The sequence below is a fragment of the Citrobacter sp. RHBSTW-00986 genome (genome assembly GCF_013783065.1).
Classification (GTDB): Bacteria; Pseudomonadota; Gammaproteobacteria; order Enterobacterales; family Enterobacteriaceae; genus Citrobacter; species Citrobacter braakii.
On the sequence record NZ_CP056200.1, the window covers coordinates 4019696 to 4045232 of the forward strand.

23 protein-coding genes and 1 riboswitch are annotated in these 25537 nt (G+C 53.3%); of the genes, 12 read left to right on the forward strand and 11 right to left on the reverse strand.

The features are described 5' to 3' along the window. Positions 1 to 13: 13 nt before the first annotated feature. From ftsL to leuO, 7 genes are all read right to left on the reverse strand, one after another. Entirely contained in the window at positions 14 to 379 is a 366-nt protein-coding gene (gene ftsL, locus HV345_RS19490) for a cell division protein FtsL (RefSeq protein ID WP_006686695.1), read from the reverse strand. Next, positions 376 to 1317: a 16S rRNA (cytosine(1402)-N(4))-methyltransferase RsmH gene (gene rsmH, locus HV345_RS19495; protein WP_016151690.1), complete on the reverse strand. Its 942-nt coding sequence runs from the start codon at positions 1315 to 1317 to the stop codon at positions 376 to 378. The genes ftsL and rsmH overlap by 4 nt, the downstream gene beginning before the upstream one ends. A 1-nt stretch (position 1318) precedes the next feature. Next, positions 1319 to 1777, reverse strand: coding sequence for a division/cell wall cluster transcriptional repressor MraZ (gene mraZ / locus HV345_RS19500; RefSeq protein WP_005124560.1), 459 nt, complete (start codon positions 1775 to 1777; stop codon positions 1319 to 1321). A 612-nt stretch (positions 1778 to 2389) separates the two neighbouring features. Next, entirely contained in the window at positions 2390 to 3394 is a 1005-nt protein-coding gene (cra, locus tag HV345_RS19505) for a catabolite repressor/activator (RefSeq protein ID WP_016151689.1), read from the reverse strand. Between the two features lie 175 nt (positions 3395 to 3569). After that, positions 3570 to 4061, reverse strand: a complete 492-nt coding sequence (ilvN, locus tag HV345_RS19510) for an acetolactate synthase small subunit (protein WP_003829566.1) — start codon at positions 4059 to 4061, stop codon at positions 3570 to 3572. A gap of 2 nt (positions 4062 to 4063) precedes the next feature. Then, on the reverse strand, positions 4064 to 5788 hold the full coding sequence (gene ilvI, locus HV345_RS19515) for an acetolactate synthase 3 large subunit (RefSeq protein WP_016151688.1): 1725 nt from the start codon (positions 5786 to 5788) through the stop codon (positions 4064 to 4066). A 318-nt stretch (positions 5789 to 6106) separates the two neighbouring features. Beyond that, positions 6107 to 7054 (reverse strand): transcriptional regulator LeuO, encoded by a 948-nt coding sequence (gene leuO, locus HV345_RS19520; protein ID WP_016151687.1) that lies wholly within the window; start codon positions 7052 to 7054, stop codon positions 6107 to 6109. 654 nt (positions 7055 to 7708) lie between these two features. On the opposite strand from leuO, the gene leuL reads away from it, so the two are divergent. The 5 genes from leuL to leuD all read left to right on the forward strand — a co-directional run bounded on the left by leuL (position 7709) and on the right by leuD (position 12567). Next, entirely contained in the window at positions 7709 to 7795 is an 87-nt protein-coding gene (gene leuL, locus HV345_RS26740) for a leu operon leader peptide (RefSeq protein ID WP_049269161.1), read from the forward strand. A 90-nt stretch (positions 7796 to 7885) separates the two neighbouring features. Then, the gene (gene leuA, locus HV345_RS19530; protein ID WP_181635949.1) at positions 7886 to 9457 is read left to right on the forward strand and encodes a 2-isopropylmalate synthase; all 1572 of its coding nucleotides are present in this window, start codon (positions 7886 to 7888) and stop codon (positions 9455 to 9457) included. Then, a complete protein-coding gene (leuB, locus tag HV345_RS19535; RefSeq protein ID WP_016155686.1) occupies positions 9457 to 10548 on the forward strand; it encodes a 3-isopropylmalate dehydrogenase in 1092 nt (363 codons plus the stop codon). The genes leuA and leuB overlap by 1 nt, the downstream gene beginning before the upstream one ends. Positions 10549 to 10550: 2 nt before the next feature. Then, on the forward strand, positions 10551 to 11951 hold the full coding sequence (leuC, locus tag HV345_RS19540) for a 3-isopropylmalate dehydratase large subunit (protein WP_016155685.1): 1401 nt from the start codon (positions 10551 to 10553) through the stop codon (positions 11949 to 11951). 10 nt (positions 11952 to 11961) lie between these two features. After that, complete coding sequence (leuD, locus tag HV345_RS19545; RefSeq protein ID WP_016155684.1) at positions 11962 to 12567, forward strand: 3-isopropylmalate dehydratase small subunit; 606 nt, start codon at positions 11962 to 11964, stop codon at positions 12565 to 12567. A 45-nt stretch (positions 12568 to 12612) separates the two neighbouring features. Here the strand turns inward: leuD and HV345_RS19550 are convergent, their stop codons facing one another. Together HV345_RS19550 and sgrT are read right to left on the reverse strand one after the other, a co-directional pair. Then, complete coding sequence (locus tag HV345_RS19550; RefSeq protein ID WP_019078362.1) at positions 12613 to 13791, reverse strand: sugar efflux transporter; 1179 nt, start codon at positions 13789 to 13791, stop codon at positions 12613 to 12615. Positions 13792 to 13906: 115 nt separating this feature from the next. Continuing rightward, positions 13907 to 14029 (reverse strand): glucose uptake inhibitor SgrT, encoded by a 123-nt coding sequence (gene sgrT, locus HV345_RS19555; protein WP_016151681.1) that lies wholly within the window; start codon positions 14027 to 14029, stop codon positions 13907 to 13909. A gap of 99 nt (positions 14030 to 14128) precedes the next feature. Here sgrT and sgrR point away from each other — a divergent pair, with 99 nt between their 5' ends. From sgrR to thiQ, 4 genes are all read left to right on the forward strand, one after another. Next, complete coding sequence (gene sgrR, locus HV345_RS19560) at positions 14129 to 15784, forward strand: HTH-type transcriptional regulator SgrR (protein ID WP_016155682.1); 1656 nt, start codon at positions 14129 to 14131, stop codon at positions 15782 to 15784. A 239-nt stretch (positions 15785 to 16023) separates the two neighbouring features. Next, positions 16024 to 16126: riboswitch (TPP riboswitch) on the forward strand. Between the two features lie 33 nt (positions 16127 to 16159). Then, positions 16160 to 17143: a thiamine ABC transporter substrate binding subunit gene (gene thiB / locus HV345_RS19565; RefSeq protein ID WP_181635950.1), complete on the forward strand. Its 984-nt coding sequence runs from the start codon at positions 16160 to 16162 to the stop codon at positions 17141 to 17143. Next, positions 17119 to 18729, forward strand: coding sequence for a thiamine/thiamine pyrophosphate ABC transporter permease ThiP (gene thiP, locus HV345_RS19570; RefSeq protein WP_181635951.1), 1611 nt, complete (start codon positions 17119 to 17121; stop codon positions 18727 to 18729). Before thiB ends, thiP begins: the two co-directional genes overlap by 25 nt. Further along, complete coding sequence (gene thiQ / locus HV345_RS19575) at positions 18713 to 19414, forward strand: thiamine ABC transporter ATP-binding protein ThiQ (protein ID WP_016151677.1); 702 nt, start codon at positions 18713 to 18715, stop codon at positions 19412 to 19414. Before thiP ends, thiQ begins: the two co-directional genes overlap by 17 nt. Positions 19415 to 19463: 49 nt before the next feature. Here thiQ and HV345_RS19580 read toward each other — a convergent pair whose 3' ends face one another. Continuing rightward, complete coding sequence (locus tag HV345_RS19580; protein WP_016155679.1) at positions 19464 to 20231, reverse strand: DedA family protein; 768 nt, start codon at positions 20229 to 20231, stop codon at positions 19464 to 19466. A 119-nt stretch (positions 20232 to 20350) separates the two neighbouring features. Continuing rightward, positions 20351 to 21196 carry an arabinose operon transcriptional regulator AraC gene (gene araC / locus HV345_RS19585; RefSeq protein WP_003018834.1) on the reverse strand — a complete coding sequence of 282 codons (846 nt, stop codon included), beginning with the start codon at positions 21194 to 21196 and terminating at the stop codon, positions 20351 to 20353. Between the two features lie 339 nt (positions 21197 to 21535). On the opposite strand from araC, the gene araB reads away from it, so the two are divergent. Genes araB through araD form a run of 3 tightly spaced genes read left to right on the forward strand, consistent with a single transcriptional unit; the run spans position 21536 to position 25511 of the window. Next, the gene (araB, locus tag HV345_RS19590; protein WP_049281576.1) at positions 21536 to 23245 is read left to right on the forward strand and encodes a ribulokinase; all 1710 of its coding nucleotides are present in this window, start codon (positions 21536 to 21538) and stop codon (positions 23243 to 23245) included. Positions 23246 to 23255: 10 nt separating this feature from the next. Continuing rightward, entirely contained in the window at positions 23256 to 24758 is a 1503-nt protein-coding gene (gene araA, locus HV345_RS19595) for an L-arabinose isomerase (protein ID WP_016155678.1), read from the forward strand. A gap of 57 nt (positions 24759 to 24815) precedes the next feature. Further along, on the forward strand, positions 24816 to 25511 hold the full coding sequence (gene araD / locus HV345_RS19600) for an L-ribulose-5-phosphate 4-epimerase (RefSeq protein WP_016151673.1): 696 nt from the start codon (positions 24816 to 24818) through the stop codon (positions 25509 to 25511). The last annotated feature ends 26 nt before the right edge of the window (positions 25512 to 25537 follow it).

The window sequence follows — 25537 nt, forward strand, 5'->3', positions numbered from 1 at the left end:
GTCGCGTTTATCCTTATTTTTGTACTACGATATTTTCTTGTGAGGGATCAACATGCTGCATTTGCAGCTTTTCCGTTGCGATCCGTTCAACACGGCTATGGTCGCCGAGCGCGTTCTCCTCAAGGATCAAGTTGCGCCATTCGATATCCAACGCATCTCGCTCCAGAACCAGCTGCTCACGCTGCGCGGTCAGTAACCGCGTATGGTGTGCTGTTGTCACGACGGTAACCGCCGTCAAAATAATGCAAATGAACAGACAGAGTGGCAGCTTCCCATACCGCAAAAGATCGTCACCGATCACGCCAGGCAAGGCATGGCGCTCGTTGCTTCCTATCGATCCTTTAACTTTGCTGAGGGCTTCTGTCACTCTGCTGATCATGCGTTCGTCCTCTCTGCAATACGCAGAACTGAACTACGGGCACGAGGATTTTCAGCTACCTCTTCTTCACCCGGCATCATCTTGCCTAGTGCTCTTAACTCACGGCCGCCCAGCTTTTTGATCTGCGCTTCGGTCATCGGTATTCCAGCCGGAACCTGAGGACCACGGCTTTGTTCGCGCATAAAGCGTTTCACAATGCGATCTTCAAGCGAATGGAAACTGATTACCGAAAGGCGACCACCTGGTGCCAGCACGCTGAGCGAGCTTTTTAGCGCCTGCTCTATCTCCTCCAGTTCACTGTTCACCCAAATGCGCACCGCCTGGAAGGTACGGGTCGCGGGATGTTTGAATTTGTCTTTCACCGGCATTGCCGCCGCAATCACTTCCGCCAGCTCTTTAGTGCGGGTCATCGGTTCGATGCGATTGCGCTCTACGATGGCGCGAGCAATACGTTTGCCGAAGCGCTCTTCGCCAAAGGTTTTAATCACCCAGGCAATGTCTGCTTCATCGGCGGTTTGCAGCCATTCGGCCGCTGACTGACCGCGTGTTGGGTCCATACGCATATCTAACGGACCGTCACGCATAAATGAGAATCCGCGCTCAGCATCATCAAGCTGTGGAGAAGAAACCCCAAGATCGAGAAGAATCCCGTCGATCTTACCGGTAAGTCCGCGCTCGGCGACATAATCAGCCAGCGCAGAAAAAGGACCATGGACGATGGAAAAACGGGGATCGGTAATCGTCTTTGCAACGGCAATCGCCTGCGGATCGCGATCGATGGCCAGTAAACGCCCCTCTTCGCCAAGTTGCGAGAGGATCAGACGTGAGTGACCACCGCGACCAAATGTCCCGTCAATGTAGATGCCGTCTGGACGAATATTCAGGCCGTTTACGGCTTCATCCAGCAACACCGTTGTATGTTTATAATTTTCCATCATTTTATAGAGACAAATCCTGCAATCGTTCCGACAGCGCGCCGGTAACAGACTGCTCAGCGTCGATATCTTCCTTGACCTGTTGATACCAGGTCGTTTCATCCCACAGCTCAAACTTATTGAACTGCCCAACCAGCATCACTTCTTTCGTTAGCCCTGCGTGTTGCCGCAGAATGGGCGCTATCAATAATCGGCCAGCGCTATCCATCTGACATTCGCTAGCATGACCCAACAACAGGCGCTGTACGCGACGCTCAACTGGATTCATGCTCGACAGACGCGATAACTTCTGCTCGATAATTTCCCATTCAGGCAGGGGGTACAGCAGCAGGCACGGGTGATGGATGTCAATGGTGCAAACCATTTGACCGGTAGCGCTCTCGAGCAGTTGATCCCGATAACGGGTAGGCACAGATAAGCGCCCTTTACTGTCGAGATTAACTAACGTTGCTCCCCGGAACATGCCAGCCTCACCCCCGATTACCACTTTATCCCACAAATTCCCACTTAAAGGAGTTTACGGAGCGGAGGAAAACCTTGTCAAGCAAGTCACGGCGCTTAGCGGAGCAAAAAACCCATTGTTTACGGCTAATATCAGCGTTGAACAAATTCCGTACAGCAAACGAAGCAAATTAACGTCATGAATATTTGTAAGAAAAAATCCAACAACTCATGATTGTTTAAAACAACTGAATATCATCAAAAGAAAAATATAAAGTGTCAGTTTGCGACGCGAGCGGCATTTTAGGACAATATGCAGCGAGATAACAGTACCAGTTAATCAGTCTGTACGCCGCACAGGAGCGAGATAAGGGCGAGATTGTCGCAACACACCAGTAAAGTGTTTGTTAATTCGGCAAATCCCTACATGCTTGTAACAAAATAATACAACCGTAACGCATCGTTACGTCTCAATTACCCAAAAATGGATAGTTGCATTTTTAATTCGGCATAATAGAAGAATCAATTTCAGATAATTCTAAAGAATATTCTTAATTATAATGCGGTTATTTCCGAGAACGGGATAATTGATGATGTCAGAGGCTTATCCGCCGACATCATCAATTGAGGCAACTTAGTTACGGCTTAGAATACCGCGACGGTACAAATTACGCCGTATACGCGTTAAACCTGGTTTGGGTTTACGCGGCTCATCCAGGCTTGCCAACACAATCTCCAGCACGCGTTCCGCGACATCTCGATGGCGCTGCGCCACCGCCAGAACCGGGCACTGCAGGAAGTCGAGCAGCTCGTGGTCGCCAAAAGTCGCAATCGCTAAATCAGACGGTAACTGCCCGTCGCGGCGCAGGGTCACATCCATCACCCCCTGCAACAGGGCAAACGACGTGGTAAACAGCGCCTGAGGCATTGGATGCGTTTCCAGCCATTTATCAAATAACTGCGCGGCCGCCTCCCGCTCATAGCTGTTGGCATAGAGAAAATGCACTTCACGCGGATCGTCCTTCCACGCGGTACGGAAACCCTGTTCGCGCAGGAAACTGACGGACAATTCAGGAAGCGCCCCCAGATAGAGCACGGTTTCAGCAGGGAATTTACGTAACTCCTCCGCCAGCATCTGCGCATCATCCTGGTCTGCGCCCACCACGCTGGTGAAATGTTCACGATCCAGCGCGCGATCCAGCGCCACAATCGGGAATGAACTGTTCGCCCAGCGCTGATAAAACGGATGTTCAGGCGGCAAGGAAGTCGAAACGATAATGGCATCAACCTGACGTTGTAAAAGATGCTCAATACAGCGCATTTCGTTATCCGGCTGATCTTCAGAGCAGGCAATCAGTAGTTGATACCCGCGCTGACGCGCCTGGCGCTCCAGATAGTTTGCAATCCGGGTATAGCTCGTGTTCTCGAGATCCGGGATCACCAGCCCGATAGAACGTGTGCGTCCAGCACGCAGCCCGGCCGCCACGGCATTCGGGTGGTAATTATGCTCACGCACCACCGCCATGACTTTTTCAACCGTTTTGTCGCTTACGCGGTATTGCTTTGCTTTGCCGTTAATAACGTAGCTTGCAGTCGTTCGCGAAACGCCGGCCAACCGAGCGATTTCATCCAGTTTCACAATTGCCCCTTGCGTAAAATGTACAAACCATAACCTTTGAGATGGCATGGGTTAAACTTCTTAACATCTAAGCGCAGAATAATGACTGCGGCAACCGCTTTTGTCTCTGGTTACTGCTGATTTCGCAAAAAAAAGCAACCGATAGCCAATGCATCTCGCGTAGGTCAGGTAAGCGTTAGCGCATAATTTTATCGCCGCGGGAAAGCCCCACCACGCCGGAACGTGCAACTTCCACGATTTTGGCGACTTCCCGTAGCGTTGCCAGAAACGCATCCAGCTTATCGCTGGTGCCCGCCAGCTGTACGGTGTAGATCGACGGCGTAACATCGATGATTTGCCCACGGAATATCTCCGTGTTGCGTTTCACCTCTTCCCGGCCATAGCCGCTGGCCTGGATTTTCACCAGCATGATTTCTCTTTCAACGTGGGCGCCCTGCCCCAGTTCGCTGACGCGCAGAACATCCACCAGTTTGTGTAGCTGCTTTTCGATCTGCTCCAGGACTTTCTCATCCCCTACCGTTTGAATCGTCATCCGCGATAAGGTCGGGTCGTCAGTCGGCGCGACGGTCAGGCTTTCAATGTTGTATCCGCGCTGGGCGAAGAGGCCAATCACACGTGACAATGCACCCGACTCGTTTTCCAGCAATACTGATAATATCCGGCGCATAATCAGGTCCTCTCCGTTTTACTTAACCACATTTCGTCCATCCCGCCCCCACGAATCTGCATCGGGTAGACATGCTCACTGCCGTCGACGGTGACATCAACAAACACCAGGCGATGGTTACGCACATGTTCCAGCGCTTCGCCCAGCTTGCTCTCCAGTTCGCCTGGATGATTAATCTGGATACCGATATGCCCATAAGCTTCAGCAAGGCGCACAAAATCGGGTAGCGACTGCATGTAAGACTGGGAGTGACGCCCGGAGTAAATCATGTCCTGCCACTGTTTGACCATGCCGAGATAGCGGTTGTTAAGGTTGAGCACCAGTACCGGTAGCTCATATTGCAGCGCCGTCGACAGTTCCTGGATGTTCATCTGAATGCTGCCATCCCCGGTGACGCACACCACTGTTTCATCCGGCAGCGCCATTTTCACCCCTAACGCCGCGGGTAAACCGAATCCCATGGTGCCGAGGCCGCCTGAGTTAATCCAGCGGCGTGGTTTATCGAACGGATAGTAAAGTGCGGCAAACATTTGATGCTGGCCAACGTCAGAGGTCACGTATGCATCCCCTTTCGTCAGACGCCAGATGGTTTCAATCACCGCCTGCGGTTTAATACTTTCACTTTGCGTGTCGTATTTCAGGCACTGACGAGCGCGCCAGTGTTCGATCTGTTGCCACCAGTCACGGTTATCATCCAGCGGCTGCTGCGATTTCTCCTGCGGCAGCAGTTCAAGCATCTGATCCAGCACCAGGCGAGCATCGCCCACAATCGGAATATCCGCAGTGACGGTTTTTGAAATAGAGGTCGGATCGATGTCAATATGCAGCACGGTCGCATTCGGGCAATATTTTGCCAGATTATTGGTCGTTCGATCGTCAAAACGAACGCCGACGGCAAAGATCACATCAGAATGATGCATGGTCATATTCGCTTCGTAAGTACCATGCATGCCCAACATTCCCAGCGCCTGGCGATGCGTGGCCGGAAACGCGCCTAACCCCATCAGCGAGGAGACAACCGGCAGATTAAGTGCTTCGGCAATTTGCCCCAGTTGTTCGTGACAGGCGGCATTCACCGCGCCACCACCAACATAGACAACCGGTTTCTTCGCCGCGACCAGCGTCTGCAAAGCACGTTTTATCTGTCCTTTGTGCCCGGTCGTTGTCGGGTTATACGAACGCATACTCACCGACTCCGGCCAGCTATAAGGCAGTTTTTTCGCCGGATTCAGAATATCTTTCGGCAAATCCACCACCACCGGCCCCGGACGACCGCTTGCCGCCAGCCAGAAGGCTTTTTTCAGCACCTGCGGGATATCTTCCGTTTGTTTAACCAGAAAACTGTGTTTTACCACCGGGCGGGATATACCCACCATGTCGCACTCCTGGAAGGCATCGTAGCCAATCAGGGAGGTGGCGACCTGGCCAGAGAGGATCACCAACGGAATGGAATCCATATATGCCGTTGCAATCCCGGTGATCGCATTGGTTGCCCCTGGTCCGGAAGTGACCAAAACGACGCCCACTTCTCCCGTGGCACGCGCCAGGCCATCAGCCATATGTACTGCGGCTTGCTCATGACGGACTAACACATGATCAATACCGCCGACCGTATGCAATGCATCATAAATATCGAGGACGGCCCCCCCGGGATAACCGAATACCTGCTTCACACCCTGATCGATAAGCGATCGGACGACCATCTCGGCTCCAGACAACATCTCCATGGCTTGCCTCACTCTTATAATGAATTACGGTTTAACAACACATTAACCGCTGACGATGACGCATGGCAATTGACTCCGAAGGGGTGGCACTGGAGTAAATAAGAATAAAACGGAGGTAAGAATTGAATAAATGGAGAATTAAACCAGCATAAGCAATTGATATGATAAATAATCGCTTAAAAAGGGGGACTTACAGCAATTAGTCTATTTTTTTACACTTTCGGACATACGTAAAAAGTCGAGTTCAGCACAAAATTTTAGATATAAAGATAAAAGCAGAATAAACCAGATGTATTCCCCGATTTATTCTGCCAGCGGCTACTTCTTACAGACGGAGACCAACAGTTCTTCCATCCATTGATGTCCTTTATCGCGCCCCGCAGCCTCATGCCAGGAAAGATAACATGTGCGGCTGTTCAATTTTAAAGGTAAAGGCAATATCTGCAGTTCTAAAGAATCGGCGAACTCTTCCGCCAACCAACGCGGCGCAATAGAGACCAGGTGCGTTTGCGACACAATATTAAGCACGCTGATTAATGCCATTCCCTGATAAGCCACGCAGGATTGTTTATCCGGTGTGTCATACCACGGCTGGCTGAATGAGGCGAAGCGATCGAGCGAAACCACGGCATGCTGTTCATGATAGAGATTGCTTTCCAGCAATGGGCCACTAATGCGCGGATGTTTTTTGCTTGCCACTAACACCATTTCGTCATTGAATAACGGAACACTGGTAAATTCCGGACGACGGAATTCTTCATAGCTAATAACAAACTCAGTTTCCTGATAACGTAATTGGTGCTCGGTATTTAGATTTAGTGAAGATTTAAAAACGACATTAATGTTCGGCGCGACTTGTTCAACTCGATTATAAATCAACGAAGTAAGAATATTATCCAATGGACTGCATACGCAAAGATTGAATACACGCTCGCTGCTGGTAGGTTCAAAGCCGGAACCAGGCAGTTCATTCTGCACTAATTGCAATGCCTGACGAACGGAGCCAAACAGCTGGAAGGCTCTTGCTGTCGGCTGGATTCCACGGCCATAACGAACAAAAAGCTCATCGTTAAACATGACTTTCAGGCGTGCGACCGCATTACTGACAGCGGGTTGCGACATCCCCAGCGTATGTGCAGCACGCGTAATATTTTGTTCCTGCATCACCGCATCAAAAACAGTTAATAAATTAAGATCAACCATGCGAAGCTGTGGCTTCCCCATCTCTATGAGATTAGATTTATCTATTATTTTTACTTCTGGCATATTTAACTCCACTGTCACTCTAAACTCCCTTTTCCCAGACGGAGTGCAGAAATAATCTCCGTTAATATGATTTACCATGCATATAAAATAAGAAAAAGGAAAAACATTAAAATTAGGAAAACATAAAGGCACAAATCTAAATGTACAAAAGAACACCACAAGCGTAGTGCGGCAGATGTCACTGCGCGATGATTCATATGTTTAAATTTCGAAAACAATATAACCATAAGCGTGGCAAATACACAATCATACGCACAGTGAATACGTATTTAAGTTTTAATTAAACATTTCTATTATTAACACATTAAAAGTTAACATTAATTTATCAATTATTGGGTAACACATTGGTTTCATCCATTCAGAATGAATATAAAAGCTGATAAATCATAAAGATATGAAATCCCAAACGAGGCGTTATCTTCAGTTCTCCGTTGCCATAAATGCAAATAAATATGCTTAAATATGTCAAACCGTGAAAAACATGTTCAACGATCAGATGATTAATTTTATATACCCTGGGAAATTCAGCACAATTCGCTTAAGTTTATCAGAAACTTTCCCCCTTAACGGGAGCATTTGCAGGGAATGGGGTTGACATCAGTCTTCATATCTAGTACCACTAAAAGCATATCGCATTCGCCTGGAGCTTGATTGATGACTTACATTGCTCGTTTTATCGGTCTACTACTACTAAACGCATTCTCATTGCGCGGTAGACTGGTGGACGACATTCAGCATTAAGTCAGCTCCAGTTAAGACAAAAAACCCGCGCCGTTGCGCGGGTTTTTTTATGCTCGAAGCAAGGCGCCCTAAAGACCAAGGACCTAAACCATGAGCCAGCAAGTCATTATTTTCGATACCACCTTACGTGACGGTGAACAGGCGTTACAGGCGAGCCTGAGTGTGAAAGAAAAACTGCAGATTGCGCTGGCCCTCGAGCGTATGGGCGTTGACGTGATGGAGGTCGGTTTTCCGGTCTCTTCACCGGGTGACTTTGAGTCCGTACAAACCATCGCTCGTCAGGTGAAGAACAGCCGCGTTTGCGCCTTAGCCCGCTGCGTAGAAAAAGATATCGACGTTGCCGCAGAATCTCTGAAGGTCGCTGAGGCTTTCCGCATTCATACGTTCATCGCCACCTCGCCGATGCATATCGCGACGAAATTGCGCAGCACGTTGGATGAAGTGATCGAGCGAGCAGTCTACATGGTGAAGCGTGCGCGTAATTATACGGATGACGTGGAGTTCTCATGCGAGGATGCTGGCCGTACCCCTATTGCCGATCTGGCCCGCGTGGTCGAAGCCGCGATTAATGCGGGAGCCAAAACTATCAATATCCCCGATACCGTTGGCTACACCATGCCTTTCGAATTCGGAGCAATCATTTCTGGTCTGTATGAACGCGTACCGAATATCGATAAAGCCATCATCTCCGTGCACACCCATGATGATTTAGGTCTGGGCGTTGGCAACGCGTTGGCGGCCGTCCACGCCGGTGCTCGCCAGGTGGAAGGCACGATGAACGGTATCGGCGAACGCGCCGGTAACTGCTCACTGGAAGAAGTGATCATGGCGATCAAAGTGCGCAAAGATATCCTGAACGTACAGACCCGCATTAATCACCAGGAAATCTGGCGTACCAGTCAGTTAGTCAGCCAAATCTGCAACATGCCCATTCCGGCCAACAAAGCCATTGTCGGTAGCGGCGCCTTTGCCCACTCCTCTGGCATCCATCAGGACGGCGTACTGAAAAATCGTGAAAACTACGAAATCATGACGCCTGAATCCATCGGTCTGAACCAGGTGCAGTTGAACCTGACTTCCCGTTCCGGACGCGCCGCGGTGAAACACCGTATGGACGAGATGGGGTATAAAGAGAATGAATACAACCTGGACAACCTGTACGACGCATTCCTGAAGCTGGCGGATAAAAAAGGTCAGGTATTTGATTACGACCTGGAAGCGCTGGCCTTTATTAATAAACAGCAGGAAGAGCCGGAGCATTTCCGTCTGGATTACTTCAGCGTGCAGTCCGGCTCAAATGACATCGCCACCGCCTCCGTCAAGCTGGCCTGCGGTGAAGAAGTCAAAGCCGAAGCGGCGAACGGCAACGGTCCGGTCGATGCCATTTATCAGGCCATCAACCGTGTGACCGAGTACAACATCGAACTGGTGAAATACAGCCTGACCGCCAAAGGGCACGGTAAAGATGCGCTGGGCCAGGTGGATATCGTTGCTAATTATAACGGTCGCCGCTTCCACGGCGTCGGTCTGGCAACGGATATCGTCGAATCGTCCGCGAAAGCGATGGTTCATGTGCTGAACAACATTTGGCGCGCCGAAGAAGTCGAAAAAGAATTGCAACGCAAAGCTCAGAACAACGAGAACAACAAGGAAACCGTGTGATGTCGAAGAATTATCATATTGCTGTTTTGCCGGGCGACGGTATTGGCCCGGAAGTGATGGCGCAAGCCCTGAAGGTACTGGACGCAATCCGCAACCGTTTTAACATGCGCATTACCACCAGCCACTACGACGTGGGGGGTGCCGCTATCGATAACCATGGTCAGCCGCTGCCGCCTGCGACGGTTGAAGGCTGTGAGCAAGCCGACGCCATTCTGTTTGGCTCCGTTGGCGGCCCGAAATGGGAAAATCTGCCACCAAACCAGCAGCCTGAACGCGGCGCGCTGCTGCCGTTGCGTAAACACTTCAAATTATTCAGCAACCTGCGCCCGGCTAAGCTGTACCAGGGTCTGGAAGCATTTTGCCCTCTGCGCGCAGATATTGCCGCAAACGGTTTCGACATCCTGTGCGTGCGCGAACTGACTGGCGGTATCTACTTCGGTCAGCCAAAGGGCCGCGAAGGCAGCGGACAACATGAAAAAGCCTTTGATACCGAGGTTTATCACCGTTTCGAGATCGAGCGTATCGCACGTATCGCGTTTGAATCTGCTCGCCAGCGTCGCCGCAAAGTCACGTCGATTGATAAAGCCAACGTACTGCAAACGTCTATTCTGTGGCGCCAAATCGTCAATGAAATTGCTAATGAATATCCGGATGTTGAGCTGGCGCATATGTACATCGACAACGCGACGATGCAGTTGATCAAAGATCCATCCCAGTTCGACGTGCTGCTGTGCTCCAACTTGTTTGGCGACATTCTGTCTGACGAATGCGCCATGATCACCGGATCAATGGGGATGTTACCGTCCGCCAGCCTGAATGAGCAGGGCTTTGGTCTGTACGAGCCCGCTGGCGGCTCCGCTCCGGATATCGCCGGGAAAAACATTGCTAACCCTATCGCCCAAATCCTTTCGCTGGCGCTGCTGCTGCGCTACAGCCTGGACGCCAATGATGCGGCAACCGCAATTGAGAGCGCCATCAACCGCGCATTAGAAGAAGGCATTCGCACCGGTGACTTAGCCCGTGGCGCTGCCGCAGTCGGTACCGATGAAATGGGTGACATTATTGCCCGTTACGTCGCAGAAGGGGTGTAATCATGGCCAAAACGTTATACGAAAAATTGTTCGATGCGCACGTCGTCTACGAAGCGCAAAACGAAACCCCGCTGTTGTATATCGACAGACATCTGGTGCATGAAGTGACCTCTCCGCAGGCGTTTGATGGCCTGCGTGCGCATGGACGTCAGGTGCGCCAGCCGGGTAAAACCTTTGCCACCATGGACCATAACGTCTCCACGCAAACCAAAGACATTAACGCTTCCGGCGAAATGGCGCGTATTCAGATGCAGGAATTGATCAAAAACTGCAATGAATTTGGCGTCGAACTGTACGACCTGAACCACCCGTATCAGGGGATCGTCCACGTGATGGGGCCTGAGCAAGGCGTGACGTTGCCGGGTATGACCATCGTTTGCGGCGACTCCCACACCGCCACACACGGCGCGTTTGGCGCGCTGGCCTTTGGTATTGGCACCTCTGAAGTTGAACACGTTCTGGCGACGCAGACCCTGAAACAGGGGCGTGCCAAAACCATGAAGATTGAAGTTAACGGCACGGCAGCACCTGGCATTACCGCCAAAGATATCGTGCTGGCGATTATCGGTAAAACCGGTAGTGCAGGCGGTACCGGGCACGTCGTTGAATTTTGTGGCGAAGCCATCCGTGCGCTGAGCATGGAAGGCCGTATGACCCTGTGCAACATGGCCATTGAAATGGGCGCCAAAGCGGGTCTGGTCGCACCGGATGAAACCACCTTTAACTATGTGCAGGGGCGTTTACACGCACCGAAGGGTGAGGATTTTACCAACGCGGTTGCGTACTGGAAAACGCTGAAAACCGACGACAACGCGACGTTTGATACCGTCGTTACCCTGCAGGCAGAAGAGATCGCACCGCAGGTCACTTGGGGTACGAACCCGGGTCAGGTCATCTCGGTGAACGATAATATTCCCGACCCGGCGTCATTTTCCGATCCCGTTGAGCGCGCATCGGCTGAAAAAGCGCTGGCATATATGGGGCTGAAACCGGGCATTCCGTTAACAGAAGTGGCCATCGATAAAGTGTTTATCGGTTCCTGTACCAACTCGCGTATTGAAGATTTACGCGCTGCGGCCCAAATCGCCAAAGGGCGCAAAGTTGCGCCAGGCGTACAGGCGCTGGTTGTGCCGGGTTCTGGTCCGGTGAAAGCGCAGGCTGAAGCGGAAGGTCTGGACAAGATCTTCATCGAAGCCGGGTTTGAATGGCGTTTACCGGGCTGTTCCATGTGTCTGGCCATGAACAATGACCGCCTGAACCCAGGCGAGCGCTGTGCATCCACCAGCAACCGTAACTTTGAAGGCCGCCAGGGCCGCGGTGGTCGCACGCATTTAGTCAGCCCGGCCATGGCCGCCGCTGCCGCCGTTACCGGTCATTTTGCCGACATTCGCAGCATCAAATAAGGAAACTACCATGGCAGAGAAATTTACCCAACATACCGGCCTGGTTGTCCCACTGGATGCCGCCAACGTGGATACCGACGCGATTATTCCCAAACAGTTTTTGCAGAAGGTTACGCGCACCGGTTTTGGCGCTCATCTGTTTAACGACTGGCGTTTTCTGGATGAAAAAGGGCAACAGCCTAACCCAGAGTTCGTACTGAACTTCCCGGAATATAAAGGCGCGTCAATTCTGCTGGCGCGGGAAAACTTTGGCTGCGGCTCTTCCCGTGAACATGCGCCATGGGCGCTGACCGATTACGGCTTTAAAGTAGTGATCGCGCCAAGCTTCGCTGACATCTTCTACGGCAACAGCTTCAATAACCAACTGCTGCCGGTGACCCTGAGCGATGCACAGGTAGATGAAATGTTCGCCCTGGTGAAAGCCAATCCGGGCATTAAATTTGAAGTGGATCTGCAAGCGCAGGTGGTGAAAGCGGGCGATAAGTCCTACAGCTTTAAAATCGACGACTTCCGCCGCCACTGCATGCTGAACGGTCTGGACAGCATCGGGCTGACGCTGCAGCATGAAGCAGCCATCACCGAGTACGAAGACAAGCAGCCAGCGTTTATGCGCTAGTCCTTGTGGTGCCGGATAAGCGCAGCGCATCCGGCACTCCAAAAATCAAACGTCCTTTACCCGCCCGGTCATCACCAGCGTGACCACAGAAATCGCCGCAATCACCCAATAGACGGCAAAGTGACCGTAGCTTTGCGCAACAGCCCCCTGAATCACTCCCGCGAGAATGACCCCCGTTGAAATACTGTTGGTAAATAATGTGGTCGCTGACCCCGCACGCCCGGGCATAAGATCCTGAAACCACAGCATTCCTATCCCGGCGATGATACCGATAAATACTGCATTAAACAGTTGCAGCACCAGCAGCGCCGTGCGGCTGTGAAAGAAGATCAAACCAAGATAAAACAGGACGCCAGCCGCGACGGCCGCGATCATCATTCGCCGTTTACCAAAGCGCTTCACATAGTAGCCCGCCAGGATCATCGCCGGAATTTCCAGCCCAGCCGCCGTCCCCATCAGGATCCCGGCCAACTTGTCCGGTAACCCCAGCTCAAGGCTTATCCACAGCGGCATATCGATGATGTACATGGTATTGCAGGTCCACATCAACGTGGAGGCAATAAACAACATGCGCACATTTTTGTCCTGCCAACCGCCGGTCTGTTCCAGCGGTACGTCAACAGGTTGCTCCACCCGTGTGACTGACGGCAGTATCAGCGCAATCAGCACCAGGCTAATGGCGAAAATCCCTGCGGCAATGGAAAACATCGCCGTAAAGCCGTAATTCAGCGCCAGCATGAAGGCCAGCGGCGGTCCAATTACCCAGGCCAGCGAAAGCTGCGCACGCATCACCGAGCTAAACATCACCACTTCACGCGCGGAGTTATCAGCGTATTCCCGCGCCAGCGCAAACAGCTGCGGCATGGCGGTATTCGCCAGCGAGGCCAGCAGCACACCGCAGGTGATAAGCGTGAGATAGTGGCGATTAAACGCAAACAGCAGCGCGTTTCCGATTGCCATCAGACAGCAGAACATGATCAGCTTGCGCCTGTCGCCCTGGCTGTCGGATCGTTTCGCGAGGCCAAGGCTGACAACGATCCCGACAATCGCATTGACGGTATAAAACAGCCCGACCCAAAACGGCTGCGCCCCGACTTCACGGCTCAGGAACAAGCTCAGCGTGGGTGCCTGCAATGCACCTGCTACGCCCATCATAAAAGCGACTAGCATAAATGCCGCGTAAACGCCGTTGAGGCGCCGTCCCATGGTCATAATCCAGAGCATTACAGTTCCTTTTAGCGCAGCAGAAACAAAAAAAGCCAGCAGTGATTATCTGCTGGCGCGGCGATTAACACCAATACTCAGTCACACATGATGTCTGCAATTCCCAATTCAGGAGTCAGGCTGTCACCTCCCACTGCATCAGTTCTTCGAGCATCTTTAAGCGCTGCGGTGCGCTCAGGCAAGCCAACCAGGACGATTTTTCTGTCGCGGTAAAGTATTTCAACCAGAACTGACGCATAGATGACCCCTTCGTTGTCTCATCGCTTCATCGGAATCTATTATTGGCTTAATATAGGGATAATAAAATTGCTGAGTTTTTCGCAGGAGTTCCCCTTTTATGTCTTCTGGTCGTCTGCAACAACAGTTCATCCGTCTGTGGCAATGCTGTGACGGCAAAACGCAAGACACGACGCTGAACGAGCTGGCGGAGCTGCTGAGTTGTTCGCGCCGCCATATGCGTACCCTGCTCAATACCATGCAAGAACGCGGCTGGTTAACGTGGGAAGCCGAAGTTGGGCGAGGTAAACGCTCGCGCCTGACTTTCCTCTATACCGGGCTGGCACTCCAGCAGCAGCGGGCAGAAGACCTGCTGGAACAGGATCGCATCGATCAACTGGTGCAGTTGGTCGGTGACAAAACGGCCGTACGACAGATGCTGGTTTCGCACCTGGGACGCAGTTTTCGCCAGGGGCGGCACATCATGCGCGTTCTCTATTATCGTCCCATGCACAACCTGCTTCCCGGTACGGCGCTACGCCGTTCAGAAACTCATATCGCCCGGCAAATCTTCAGCGCCTTAATTCGGGTAAATGAGGAAAATGGGGAACTGGAAGCGGACATCGCCCATCACTGGCAGCAGATTTCACCTTTACACTGGCGATTCTTCCTGCGTCCGGGGATTCATTTTCATCATGGCCGCGAACTGGAAATGGAAGATGTCATCACCTCGCTGATGCGCATTAACGCCCTGCCGCTGTACTCGCACATCACGCAGATCGTTTCTCCCACGGCCTGGACGCTGGATATCCATCTCGCCCAACCCGACCGCTGGCTTCCCTGGCTATTGGGGCAAGTCCCCGCCATGATCCTGCCGCGAGAATGGGAGACGCTCAGCAACTTCTCCAGCCACCCAATTGGCACTGGTCCCTATGCGGTGATGCGCAATACCAATAACCAACTGAAAATTCATGCATTTGATGATTACTTTGGCTACCGGGCGCTGATCGACGAAGTTAACGTTTGGGTTTTACCCGATATCGGTGAAGAGCCTGGCGGTGGGTTGACGCTAAAAGGCCCCACGGAGGATGAAAAGGCGATCGAAAGCCGCCTCGAGGAAGGATGCTACTACCTGCTGTTTGATGCGCGCACCCACCGTGGCGCTAATCAGGAGGTTCGCGATTGGGTTAGCCGCGTTCTTTCGCCAACCCATCTCATCTGCCACGCCGACGAACAGTTCCAGCGACTGTGGTTTCCCGCCTACGGTTTGCTCCCCCGCTGGCACCATGCCAAACCCGGCCATGGTGAAAAACCCGCCGGACTGGAAACGCTGACGATCACCTACTATCGCGATCACATCGAACATCGGATTATCGCGCAGATCATGAAGACGTTGCTGGCAGAGCATCAGGTACAGTTAAATATTCAGGAGATCGACTACGATCAGTGGCATGCGGGTGAAATCGTCAGCGATATCTGGCTCAACAGCGCCAACTTTACCCTACCGCTGGATTTCTCGCTGTTCGCCCATTTGTGCGAAGTCCCGTTGCTGCAAAACTGTATCTCGCGGGACTGGGAAAACGATGCGGCCCGCTGGCGAACGGGCGAAATGAGCCTGGCGGCATGGTGCCAACAGCTGCTCGCCACAAAGGCCATTGTGCCGCTGATCCACCACTGGCTCATCATTCAAGGACAGCGCAGTATGCGCGGATTACGCATGAACACCCTCGGCTGGTTTGATTTTAAATCAGCGTGGTTTGCACCACCGGATCCTTAGATCCGGCTCTTGATTGCCGCATAACAACAAAATCATTACACTAACGCCGTTCTCAACGGGGTGCTAAATAAAAACATACACAAAATCATTCACGCTGCATCAAGGCGGCAAGCGAGTGAGTCCCCCGGAGCATAGATAACTATGTGACTGGGGTGAGCGACAAATCTGCCGGGAGCAGATTTGAACGCTGCTTGCAGCGGCCCCGAAGGGGCGAGGCCCGGAGATGGGCCGAGTAACGCAGCCAACACAGAGGCAGCGTGAATGATGAAGTGTATGGGCTGAGAGATACCCGTCGAACCTGATCCGGATAATGCCGGCGAAGGGATTTGAGGCTGCAACTCAAGTCCTTTGCCACCCAACTTTATGAGGTGCAAAGTGTTTAAAAAATGTCTTCCGCTTTTACTGCTGTGCGCAGCGCCTGCTTTCGCCAAACCTGTACTGACCGTATATACCTACGACTCGTTCGCAGCTGACTGGGGCCCGGGCCCGACAATAAAAAAAGCCTTTGAAGCTGACTGCAACTGTGAACTGAAACTGGTCGCGCTGGAAGATGGCGTCTCGCTGCTTAACCGCCTGCGCATGGAAGGAAAAAACAGTAAAGCTGACGTCGTACTGGGCCTCGATAACAACCTTCTGGAAGCCGCCACCCAAACCAAACTGTTTGCCAAAAGCGGTGTAGCAAGTGAAGCGGTAAACGTGCCCGGCGGCTGGAAAAACGATACCTTCGTTCCGTTTGATTACGGCTATTTCGCCTTCGTTTATGATAAGAACAAGCTGAAGAATCCGCCCAAAAGCCTGAAAGAACTGGTAGAGAGCGATCAAAAATGGCGCGTCATTTATCAGGACCCGCGTACCAGCACGCCGGGGCTGGGCCTGCTGCTATGGATGCAGAAAGTCTATGGCGATAAGGCGCCGAAGGCCTGGCGCGCGCTTTCGGCAAAAACCGTCACGGTCACCAAGGGCTGGAGTGAAGCCTACGGCCTGTTCCTGAAAGGCGAAAGCGACCTGGTACTCAGCTATACCACCTCTCCGGCCTATCACATCATCGCCGAGAAAAAAGACAACTACGCCGCAGCCAACTTTAGCGAAGGCCACTATTTGCAGGTAGAAGTCGCCGCCCGTACTGCGGCCAGCAAACAGCCGGAACTGGCCGAGAAATTCCTCAAGTTTATGGTGTCTCCAGCCTTCCAGAATGCGATTCCGACCGGCAACTGGATGTATCCGGTAACCCAGGTCGCCCTGCCTTCTGGATTCGAGCAACTGAATAAGCCAGCCACCGCGCTGGAATTTACGCCGCAGCAGGTTGCGGCTCAACGCCAGGCATGGATTAGCGAATGGCAACGCGCCGTCAGCCGTTAATTCCCGGCTGGCTGGTTCCAGGGCTTACCGCCGCCACGCTGATGGTGGCCGTTGCCCTGGCCGCGTTTCTGGCGCTGTGGTTTAACGCCCCACGGGGGGAGTGGCTCTCACTGTGGCAAGACGACTACCTGTGGCACGTGGTGCGCTTTTCTTTCTGGCAGGCTTTTTTATCCGCAGTGCTGTCGGTCATCCCGGCGATTTTCCTTGCCAGAGCGCTCTATCGCCGCCGTTTTCCAGGACGACTGGCGCTGCTGCGCCTGTGCGCGATGACGTTAATCCTGCCAGTGCTGGTCGCGGTCTTCGGTATTCTTAGCGTGTACGGTCGTCAGGGCTGGCTGGCCTCGATCTGGCATACATTCGGGCTGGAATGGACGTTTTCGCCGTACGGTCTGCAGGGCATTCTGCTGGCGCACGTCTTTTTCAATCTGCCGATGGCCAGTCGTCTGCTGTTGCAGTCGCTGGAGAATATTCCCGGCGAACAGCGACAGTTAGCCGCTCAGTTAGGTCTGCGCGGCTGGCATTTCTTCCGCTTTGTTGAATGGCCGTGGCTGCGTCGGCAAATCCTTCCCGTCGCGGCGCTCATCTTTATGCTCTGTTTCGCCAGCTTCGCCACCGTTTTGTCGCTAGGCGGCGGACCGCAGGCCACTACCATCGAGCTGGCGATTTATCAGGCGCTGAACTTTGATTACGATCCCGCCCGCGCCGCCATGCTGGCGTTGATCCAGATGGTTTGTTGTTTAGCGCTGGTGCTCTTCAGCCAACGTCTGAGCCGCGCCATTGCCCCCGGTACCACGCTGGTTCAGGGCTGGCGCGATCCCGACGATCGTCTGCACAGCCGCCTGGCAGACGCGCTGCTGATTATTCTGGCCCTGCTGCTACTGCTGCCGCCGCTGCTGGCGGTAATTGTCGATGGTATTAACCGCCATATGCTGGATGTTCTTAAGCAACCTGTACTGTGGCACGCACTGGGAACCTCACTACGAATTGCGCTGGCGGCAGGTGCGTTGTGCGTAGTTCTCACCATGATGCTGTTATGGAGCAGTCGTGAACTGCGTGCCCGACAGCAGGTGCTGGCTGGTCAGATGCTGGAACTTAGCGGCATGATGATCCTCGCCATGCCGGGCATCGTGCTGGCAACCGGCTTCTTTCTGCTGCTCAATAACACCATTGGACTCCCCGAATCAGCCGACGGGGTTGTCATTTTTACCAATGCGCTGATGGCGATCCCTTACGCGCTGAAGGTGCTGGAAAACCCAATGCGGGACGTCACCACCCGCTACAGTATGTTGTGCCAGTCGTTGGGAATTGAGGGATGGTCGCGCCTGAAAGTGGTTGAACTGCGTGCCCTGAAGCGCCCGCTGGCGCAGGCGATGGCTTTTGCCTGCGTGCTGTCGATTGGCGATTTTGGCGTGGTCGCGCTATTTGGTAATGAGGATTTCCGCACCCTGCCGTTTTATTTATATCAGCAGATTGGCTCTTATCGCAGTCAGGGTGGCGCAGTTACGGCGTTATTGCTGCTGATCCTGTGCTTTACGCTGTTTACCGTTATTGAGAAATTGCCGGGTCGAAATGTTAAAACTGATTGATATCACATGGCTTTATCACCATTTGCCGATGCGCTTTACGCTGTCGATCGCGCGCGGTGAGCAGGTCGCGATCCTCGGGCCCAGCGGCGCCGGGAAAAGTACGCTGCTGAATCTGATCGCCGGCTTTCTCACGCCTGCCAGCGGTACCATGTTGATTGAAGGTGAAGATCACACCGCCACGCCTCCCTCACGTCGCCCCGTTTCGATGCTGTTTCAGGAAAATAACCTGTTCAGCCACCTGAGCGTGCAACAAAACATCGGCCTGGGCCTTAACCCGGGATTGAAGCTGAACGCATCGCAGCGGGAGAAAATGCATCACATCGCCCAGCAAATGGGGATCGACTCACTGCTGGAGCGCCTCCCCGGTGAGCTTTCCGGCGGTCAGCGACAGCGCGTAGCGCTGGCGCGTTGCCTGGTGCGGGAACAACCCATTTTGCTGCTTGATGAACCGTTCTCTGCGCTCGATCCCGCCCTGCGCCAGGAGATGTTAACGCTGGTTGCCGAGGTCTGTCGCGATAAACAGCTTACGTTGCTGATGGTGTCCCACAGCGTAGAAGATGCGGCGCGAATTGCGTCCCGTTCGATTGTGGTCGCCGACGGGCGCATCGCCTGGCAGGGCAAAACGGATGAGTTATTAAGCGGTCAGGCCAGCGCCTCGACGCTCTTGGGCATCAAAGCCGAGTGATTGATTTCCCAGGCCGGATAAGCGTCAGCGCCATCCGGCAAAAGAATCGTCAGAAACCCACGACTTTACGCAGAATATCAATATACACCGGCATCAGCGGATGGCGCAGTAACGCCACCAGCGCAACCACGCCGATCCCAAGCGTCAACGGCGCCAGATACAGTAAACGGCTGCGGGGGAAATACGCGGTTAAGCGATCGACTGCCGCTTTGCCGCTACGCCACAGTCGCCAGCAAAACCAGCCCCCTACCCATAGCAACAGCGCCGTCGCCAGCAGCAACCATTTGAAATCCCCGCTTTGCATCTCAGAAGGTATATCAATTGCCGCCCCCGCCAGGATCCCCGGCAGGAAGTAGAACGGCGGCCACAGTATGCAACCAATAATATTCGGGACGATAAATTTAGCGACAGGCAGATCCAGCATGCCCGCCACCATTGGCACCAGCGGACGCGTCGGTCCCACAAAACGCCCCACCAGAATGGTAAACATGCTGTGCTGATGCAGCGCGTGCTCGGTTTTATCCAGCAACGCCTTGTTCTTTTTCATGAACGACCAACGGTGCAGCGGCTTTTTAAAGCGCCAGCCCAACCAGAAAGAGATCCAGTCCCCCAACAGGCAACCAATGATGCCCGCAAGCCAGGCATGCCAGAAGTTCAGTTCGCCACTGCCAATCAGCGCCCCCAGCCCCGCCATCATCACGGTACCGGGCAGAATCAGACCAACCAGCGCCAGTGACTCCAGAAAGGCCACCAGCAGTACGGCGATCAGGGAGTACAGGGCGGACTGAAGAATAAAGTGTTCCAGCAATGCTTGCATAATGTGTCCGTCAGATTTACGAAGCAGGGATTTTGATAACCCGTCTCAACTTCGTCAAGCCATCAATTGTCTGAATAGATTGCGAGTTATGACAACTTTCAGGACACATCATTCACTTTTTATTCACATCCGGCGCGAAACTCGCTCGGACTGGCGCCAGTACATTTTTTGAAAACGCGAGAAAAATAGAGCTGATCGTCAAAGCCAACATTGCGCCCCACCGTCGCAATGGGCATACGAGTGGTACTCAGCAATAGCTTGGCCTGGCTGATACGCTGATCCTCGCGCCAGCTTAATACGCTGATACCCAACTGTTGACGGAACAGATGCGACAAACGGGAAGGCGACAGGCAGACGTGCTGTGCGACGCTGGCAATATCAAAATTACTGTCCGCCAGGTGATCGCTGATGTACTGGCAGGCGTCGCGCACGCGGTTGTCCATGGGGGGATGCAGCGATTCATTAATGGCTTCCATACGTCGGAGCAATAACTGTTCCAGTAAATTAATCGCCAGCAGTTCGGAATAGCGACCTTCTCCCTGCCCGGCGTTGATTATCTGCCCAAACAGTTCGTTAAAATGCGGCTGATGTGCTTCATCCGGGCGAAAGAATCCAGTCTGGGCAAAAATGGCCGGCCAGGTCAGCCACTCCTGCCAGTAGGCGCGTGGGCGAAAGTAAACCCACTGGTGATACCACTCACTGGCATCAGGATGGCGTCCGTAGTGGTGAATTTCTCCGGGCGGAAACAGCAAAATATCGCCAGGCCGACAGACAAATTGTTTGCCCTGATTATTGATAACCCCTTCGCCACGGATAGTGAGATTGAGGATATAGCCCTTCATACCCAGCGGCCTGTCGATAAAAAAATCCAGGTATCCGTTCGCCTCGATGGGGGTTAATCCGGCCACCAAATGCGCATTAAACGAATAGCCTGGCAGCAGGGGATCGTTTTGCGTTTCAGCCATAATTTCAATACTCCCTATGTTCTGCTAAGAAACAATTTGTCCATATTACGCCAGACATCATTGCCGTCGCCCCTGCGGGCCGCTGTGTTTGCGGTAATGGACCATCAACCCCGCTTGTGAAAAGCACTTTGTAAAAAATATGTACTGCGCCAACGTTAAAATCGGCTAACAAAAGTGTCTATAACTACGGCAGAAATGTCCACATTGATTATTTGCACGGCGTCACACTTTGTGATGCCACAGCATTTTAGTCCATAAGATTAGCGAATCCTGCCTGACGGTTTTTATCCCTACTAACTACTGTTTATCCATACCCGTATTTTTGGATGGAGTAAGACGATGGCGATTGCAATTGGCCTCGATTTTGGCAGTGATTCAGTACGCGCTTTGGCAGTGGAATGTGCCACCGGAGAAGAAATCGCCACCAGCGTAGAGTGGTATCCACGTTGGCAGGAAGGACAGTATTGCGATGGCCCAAACAACCAGTTTCGCCATCATCCACGCGACTACATTGAATCGATGGAAGCGGCGCTGAAAACCGTGCTGGCCGAACTGAGCGTTAAACAGCGTGCGGAAGTGGTCGGGATTGGTGTCGACAGTACTGGTTCAACCCCAGCCCCCATCGATGCCGACGGCAACGTACTGGCGTTGCGTCCGGAGTTCGCTGAAAACCCAAATGCAATGTTTGTCCTGTGGAAAGATCACACCTCAGTAGAAGAAGCTGAAGAAATTACCCGTCTGTGCCACACACCGGGCAAGATCGATTACTCCCGCTATATCGGCGGTATTTATTCCAGCGAATGGTTCTGGGCCAAAATCCTGCATGTGACCCGTCAGGACCACGCGGTTGCCGAGGCCGCGGTTTCGTGGATTGAACTGTGCGACTGGGTTCCGGCCCTGCTCTCTAATACCGTACGTCCACAGGATATTCGTCGCGGTCGCTGCAGCGCCGGGCATAAATCCCTGTGGCATGAAAGCTGGGGTGGTCTACCGCCAGCCAGTTTCTTTGACGAACTCGACCCCATCCTCAACCGCCATCTGCAATACCCGATGTTTACCGATACCTTCACAGCCGACCTGCCGGTTGGCACCCTATGCGCCGAGTGGGCGCAGCGTCTGGGGCTACCGGAAAGCGTGGTGATTGCAGGCGGCGCTTTTGACTGCCATATGGGCGCGGTCGGCGCGGGCGCACAGCCCAATACGCTGGTGAAAGTCATTGGCACGTCGACCTGCGACATTCTGATTGCTGACAAACACAGCGTCGGCGAGCGCGCGGTGAAAGGCATTTGCGGCCAGGTTGATGGCAGCGTGGTGCCGCATTTTATTGGCCTAGAGGCAGGCCAGTCCGCGTTCGGCGATATCTATGCCTGGTTTAGCCGTGTGCTGAGCTGGCCGCTGGAGCAGCTTGCCACGCAGCACCCGGAGCTGAAGACCCAGATTAAAGCCAGCCAAAAACAGCTGCTACCAGCGCTAACCGAAGCCTGGGCGAGAAATCCGTCGCTGGATCACCTGCCGGTGGTGCTCGACTGGTTCAACGGTCGCCGTACGCCCAATGCCAACCAGCGTCTGAAAGGAGTGATTACCGATCTGAATCTGGCAACCGACGCGCCAGCGCTGTTCGGCGGTCTGATTGCCGCCACCGCCTTTGGTGCACGCGCCATCATGGAATGCTTCACCGAACAAGGCATTGCGGTTAACAACGTAATGGCGCTAGGCGGCATCGCCCGTAAAAATCCGGTCATCATGCAGGCCTGCTGTGACGTGCTCAACCGTCCGCTACAGATTGTCGCTTCAGACCAGTGCTGCGCACTCGGTGCGGCTATCTTTGCCGCCGTTGCCGCGAAAGTACACACCGATATCCCAGCCGCTCAGCAACAGATGGCAAGCGCCGTGGAAAACACGCTGCAACCTCGACCAGAGCAGGCTCAACGTTTTGAACAGCTTTACCGCCGCTACCAGCAGTGGGCGGTTAGCGCTGAACAACAATACCTTCCGACTGCCGCTCCGGCGCAACAAACCCCGGTAGACCAGGCAACCCTGACACATTAAGGACACGACAATGACGATTTTTGATAACTATGAAGTGTGGTTTGTGATTGGTAGCCAGCATCTGTATGGCCCTGAAACCCTGCGTCAGGTAACCCAACATGCCGAGCACGTCGTTAACGCGCTGAATACTGAAGCTAAACTGCCCTGCAAACTGGTTTTAAAACCGCTGGGTACTTCACCTGACGAGATTACCGCTATTTGTCGTGACGCTAACTACGACGATCGCTGCGCAGGTCTGGTGGTCTGGCTGCACACTTTCTCTCCGGCCAAAATGTGGATTAACGGTCTGACTATCCTCAACAAGCCGCTGATGCAATTCCATACCCAGTTCAACGCCGCCCTGCCGTGGGACAGCATTGATATGGACTTTATGAACCTGAACCAGACCGCGCACGGCGGCCGTGAATTCGGCTTCATCGGCGCACGTATGCGTCAGCAGCACGCCGTGGTCACCGGTCACTGGCAGGACAAACAAGCGCACGAACGCATCGGCTCCTGGATGCGCCAGGCCGTGTCCAAACAGGATACCCGCCATCTGAAAGTCTGCCGTTTTGGCGACAACATGCGTGAAGTCGCGGTCACCGATGGCGATAAAGTCGCTGCGCAGATCAAATTCGGCTTCTCGGTAAATACCTGGGCCGTAGGCGATCTGGTGCAGGTAGTGAACTCCATTAGCGACGGCGAAATCAACGCGCTAATCGATGAGTATGAAAGCACCTACACCATGACGGCGGCAACGCAAGTCCACGGTGAGAAACGTCAGAACGTACTGGAAGCGGCCCGTATTGAACTGGGGATGAAGCGCTTCCTGGAACAGGGCGGATTCCACGCCTTTACCACGACATTTGAAGATTTACACGGCCTGAAACAGCTCCCGGGTCTGGCCGTACAGCGTCTGATGCAGCAAGGCTACGGCTTTGCGGGCGAAGGCGACTGGAAAACCGCCGCTCTGCTTCGCATCATGAAGGTGATGTCAACCGGTCTGCAGGGCGGCACCTCATTTATGGAGGATTACACCTACCACTTCGAGAAAGGCAACGATCTGGTGCTCGGCTCGCACATGCTGGAAGTGTGCCCGTCTATCGCGGTGGAAGATAAACCGATCCTCGACGTTCAGCATCTCGGCATTGGTGGTAAAGACGATCCCGCTCGTCTGATCTTCAACACCAAAACTGGCCCGGCAGTCGTTGCCAGCCTGATCGATCTTGGCGATCGCTATCGCCTGCTGGTTAACTGCATCGACACGGTTCAAACACCGCACTCCCTGCCGAAACTGCCGGTGGCTAACGCATTGTGGAAGGCCCAGCCTGATCTGCCAACCGCATCTGAAGCCTGGATCCTGGCCGGTGGCGCGCACCACACCGTCTTCAGCCACGCGCTGGATCTGAACGATATGCGCCAGTTCGCTGAAATGCACGATATCGAGATCGCCGTGATCGACAACGATACCCGCCTGCCGGCCTTTAAGGACGCGCTGCGCTGGAACGACGTCTATTACGGTTTTAAACGTTAATTATGTTGTTGCCGGATGGCTCTGCGCTTGCCCGCCATCCGGCACAGAGGAATCAACATGTTAGAAGATCTCAAACGTCAGGTGCTGGAAGCCAATCTGGCGTTGCCTAAGCACCACCTGGTCACCTTGACCTGGGGGAACGTGAGTGCCGTCGATCGCGAGCGCGGCGTGTTTGTGATAAAACCTTCCGGGGTCGATTACAGCGTTATGACCGCAGAAGATATGGTCGTAGTCAGTATCGCCACCGGTGAGGTTGTAGAAGGTACGAAGAAACCCTCCTCCGATACCCCAACGCACCGTCTGCTGTATCAGGCATTCCCGACCATTGGCGGCATTGTTCATACCCATTCGCGTCATGCGACCATCTGGGCGCAGGCGGGCCAGTCGATTCCAGCCACGGGTACCACCCATGCGGACTATTTCTACGGATCGATTCCCTGCACACGGAAAATGACCGAGGAAGAAATCAACGGCGAATATGAGTGGGAAACCGGTAACGTAATCGTTGAAACCTTTGAGAAACAAGGCATTGACGCTTCGCAGATGCCTGGCGTGCTGGTGCACTCTCACGGTCCGTTTGCGTGGGGAAAAAACGCCGAAGATGCGGTACACAACGCCATCGTGCTGGAAGAAGTCGCCTACATGGGGATCTTCTGTCGCCAGCTCGCGCCGCAATTGCCGGATATGCAGCAAACCCTGTTAGATAAACATTACCTACGTAAACACGGCGCAAAAGCCTACTACGGCCAGTGAAAACAATCTGAGCGCGCCCGGAATCT

Excerpts from the sequence above, each read along its gene's own strand:
- ftsL (WP_006686695.1), bottom strand. The coding sequence starts at position 379 with ATGATCAGCAGAGTGACAGAAGCCCTCAGCAAAGTTAAAGGATCGATA.
- rsmH (WP_016151690.1), bottom strand. The coding sequence starts at position 1,317 with ATGATGGAAAATTATAAACATACAACGGTGTTGCTGGATGAAGCCGTA.
- mraZ (WP_005124560.1), bottom strand. The coding sequence starts at position 1,777 with ATGTTCCGGGGAGCAACGTTAGTTAATCTCGACAGTAAAGGGCGCTTA.
- ilvN (WP_003829566.1), bottom strand. The coding sequence starts at position 4,061 with ATGCGCCGGATATTATCAGTATTGCTGGAAAACGAGTCGGGTGCATTG.
- ilvI (WP_016151688.1), bottom strand. The coding sequence starts at position 5,788 with ATGGAGATGTTGTCTGGAGCCGAGATGGTCGTCCGATCGCTTATCGAT.
- leuO (WP_016151687.1), bottom strand. The coding sequence starts at position 7,054 with ATGCCAGAAGTAAAAATAATAGATAAATCTAATCTCATAGAGATGGGG.
- leuL (WP_049269161.1), top strand. The coding sequence starts at position 7,709 with ATGACTTACATTGCTCGTTTTATCGGTCTACTACTACTAAACGCATTC.
- leuA (WP_181635949.1), top strand. The coding sequence starts at position 7,886 with ATGAGCCAGCAAGTCATTATTTTCGATACCACCTTACGTGACGGTGAA.
- leuB (WP_016155686.1), top strand. The coding sequence starts at position 9,457 with ATGTCGAAGAATTATCATATTGCTGTTTTGCCGGGCGACGGTATTGGC.
- leuC (WP_016155685.1), top strand. The coding sequence starts at position 10,551 with ATGGCCAAAACGTTATACGAAAAATTGTTCGATGCGCACGTCGTCTAC.
- leuD (WP_016155684.1), top strand. The coding sequence starts at position 11,962 with ATGGCAGAGAAATTTACCCAACATACCGGCCTGGTTGTCCCACTGGAT.
- HV345_RS19550 (WP_019078362.1), bottom strand. The coding sequence starts at position 13,791 with ATGCTCTGGATTATGACCATGGGACGGCGCCTCAACGGCGTTTACGCG.
- sgrT (WP_016151681.1), bottom strand. The coding sequence starts at position 14,029 with ATGCGTCAGTTCTGGTTGAAATACTTTACCGCGACAGAAAAATCGTCC.
- sgrR (WP_016155682.1), top strand. The coding sequence starts at position 14,129 with ATGTCTTCTGGTCGTCTGCAACAACAGTTCATCCGTCTGTGGCAATGC.
- thiP (WP_181635951.1), top strand. The coding sequence starts at position 17,119 with ATGGCAACGCGCCGTCAGCCGTTAATTCCCGGCTGGCTGGTTCCAGGG.
- thiQ (WP_016151677.1), top strand. The coding sequence starts at position 18,713 with ATGTTAAAACTGATTGATATCACATGGCTTTATCACCATTTGCCGATG.
- HV345_RS19580 (WP_016155679.1), bottom strand. The coding sequence starts at position 20,231 with ATGCAAGCATTGCTGGAACACTTTATTCTTCAGTCCGCCCTGTACTCC.
- araC (WP_003018834.1), bottom strand. The coding sequence starts at position 21,196 with ATGGCTGAAACGCAAAACGATCCCCTGCTGCCAGGCTATTCGTTTAAT.
- araB (WP_049281576.1), top strand. The coding sequence starts at position 21,536 with ATGGCGATTGCAATTGGCCTCGATTTTGGCAGTGATTCAGTACGCGCT.
- araA (WP_016155678.1), top strand. The coding sequence starts at position 23,256 with ATGACGATTTTTGATAACTATGAAGTGTGGTTTGTGATTGGTAGCCAG.
- araD (WP_016151673.1), top strand. The coding sequence starts at position 24,816 with ATGTTAGAAGATCTCAAACGTCAGGTGCTGGAAGCCAATCTGGCGTTG.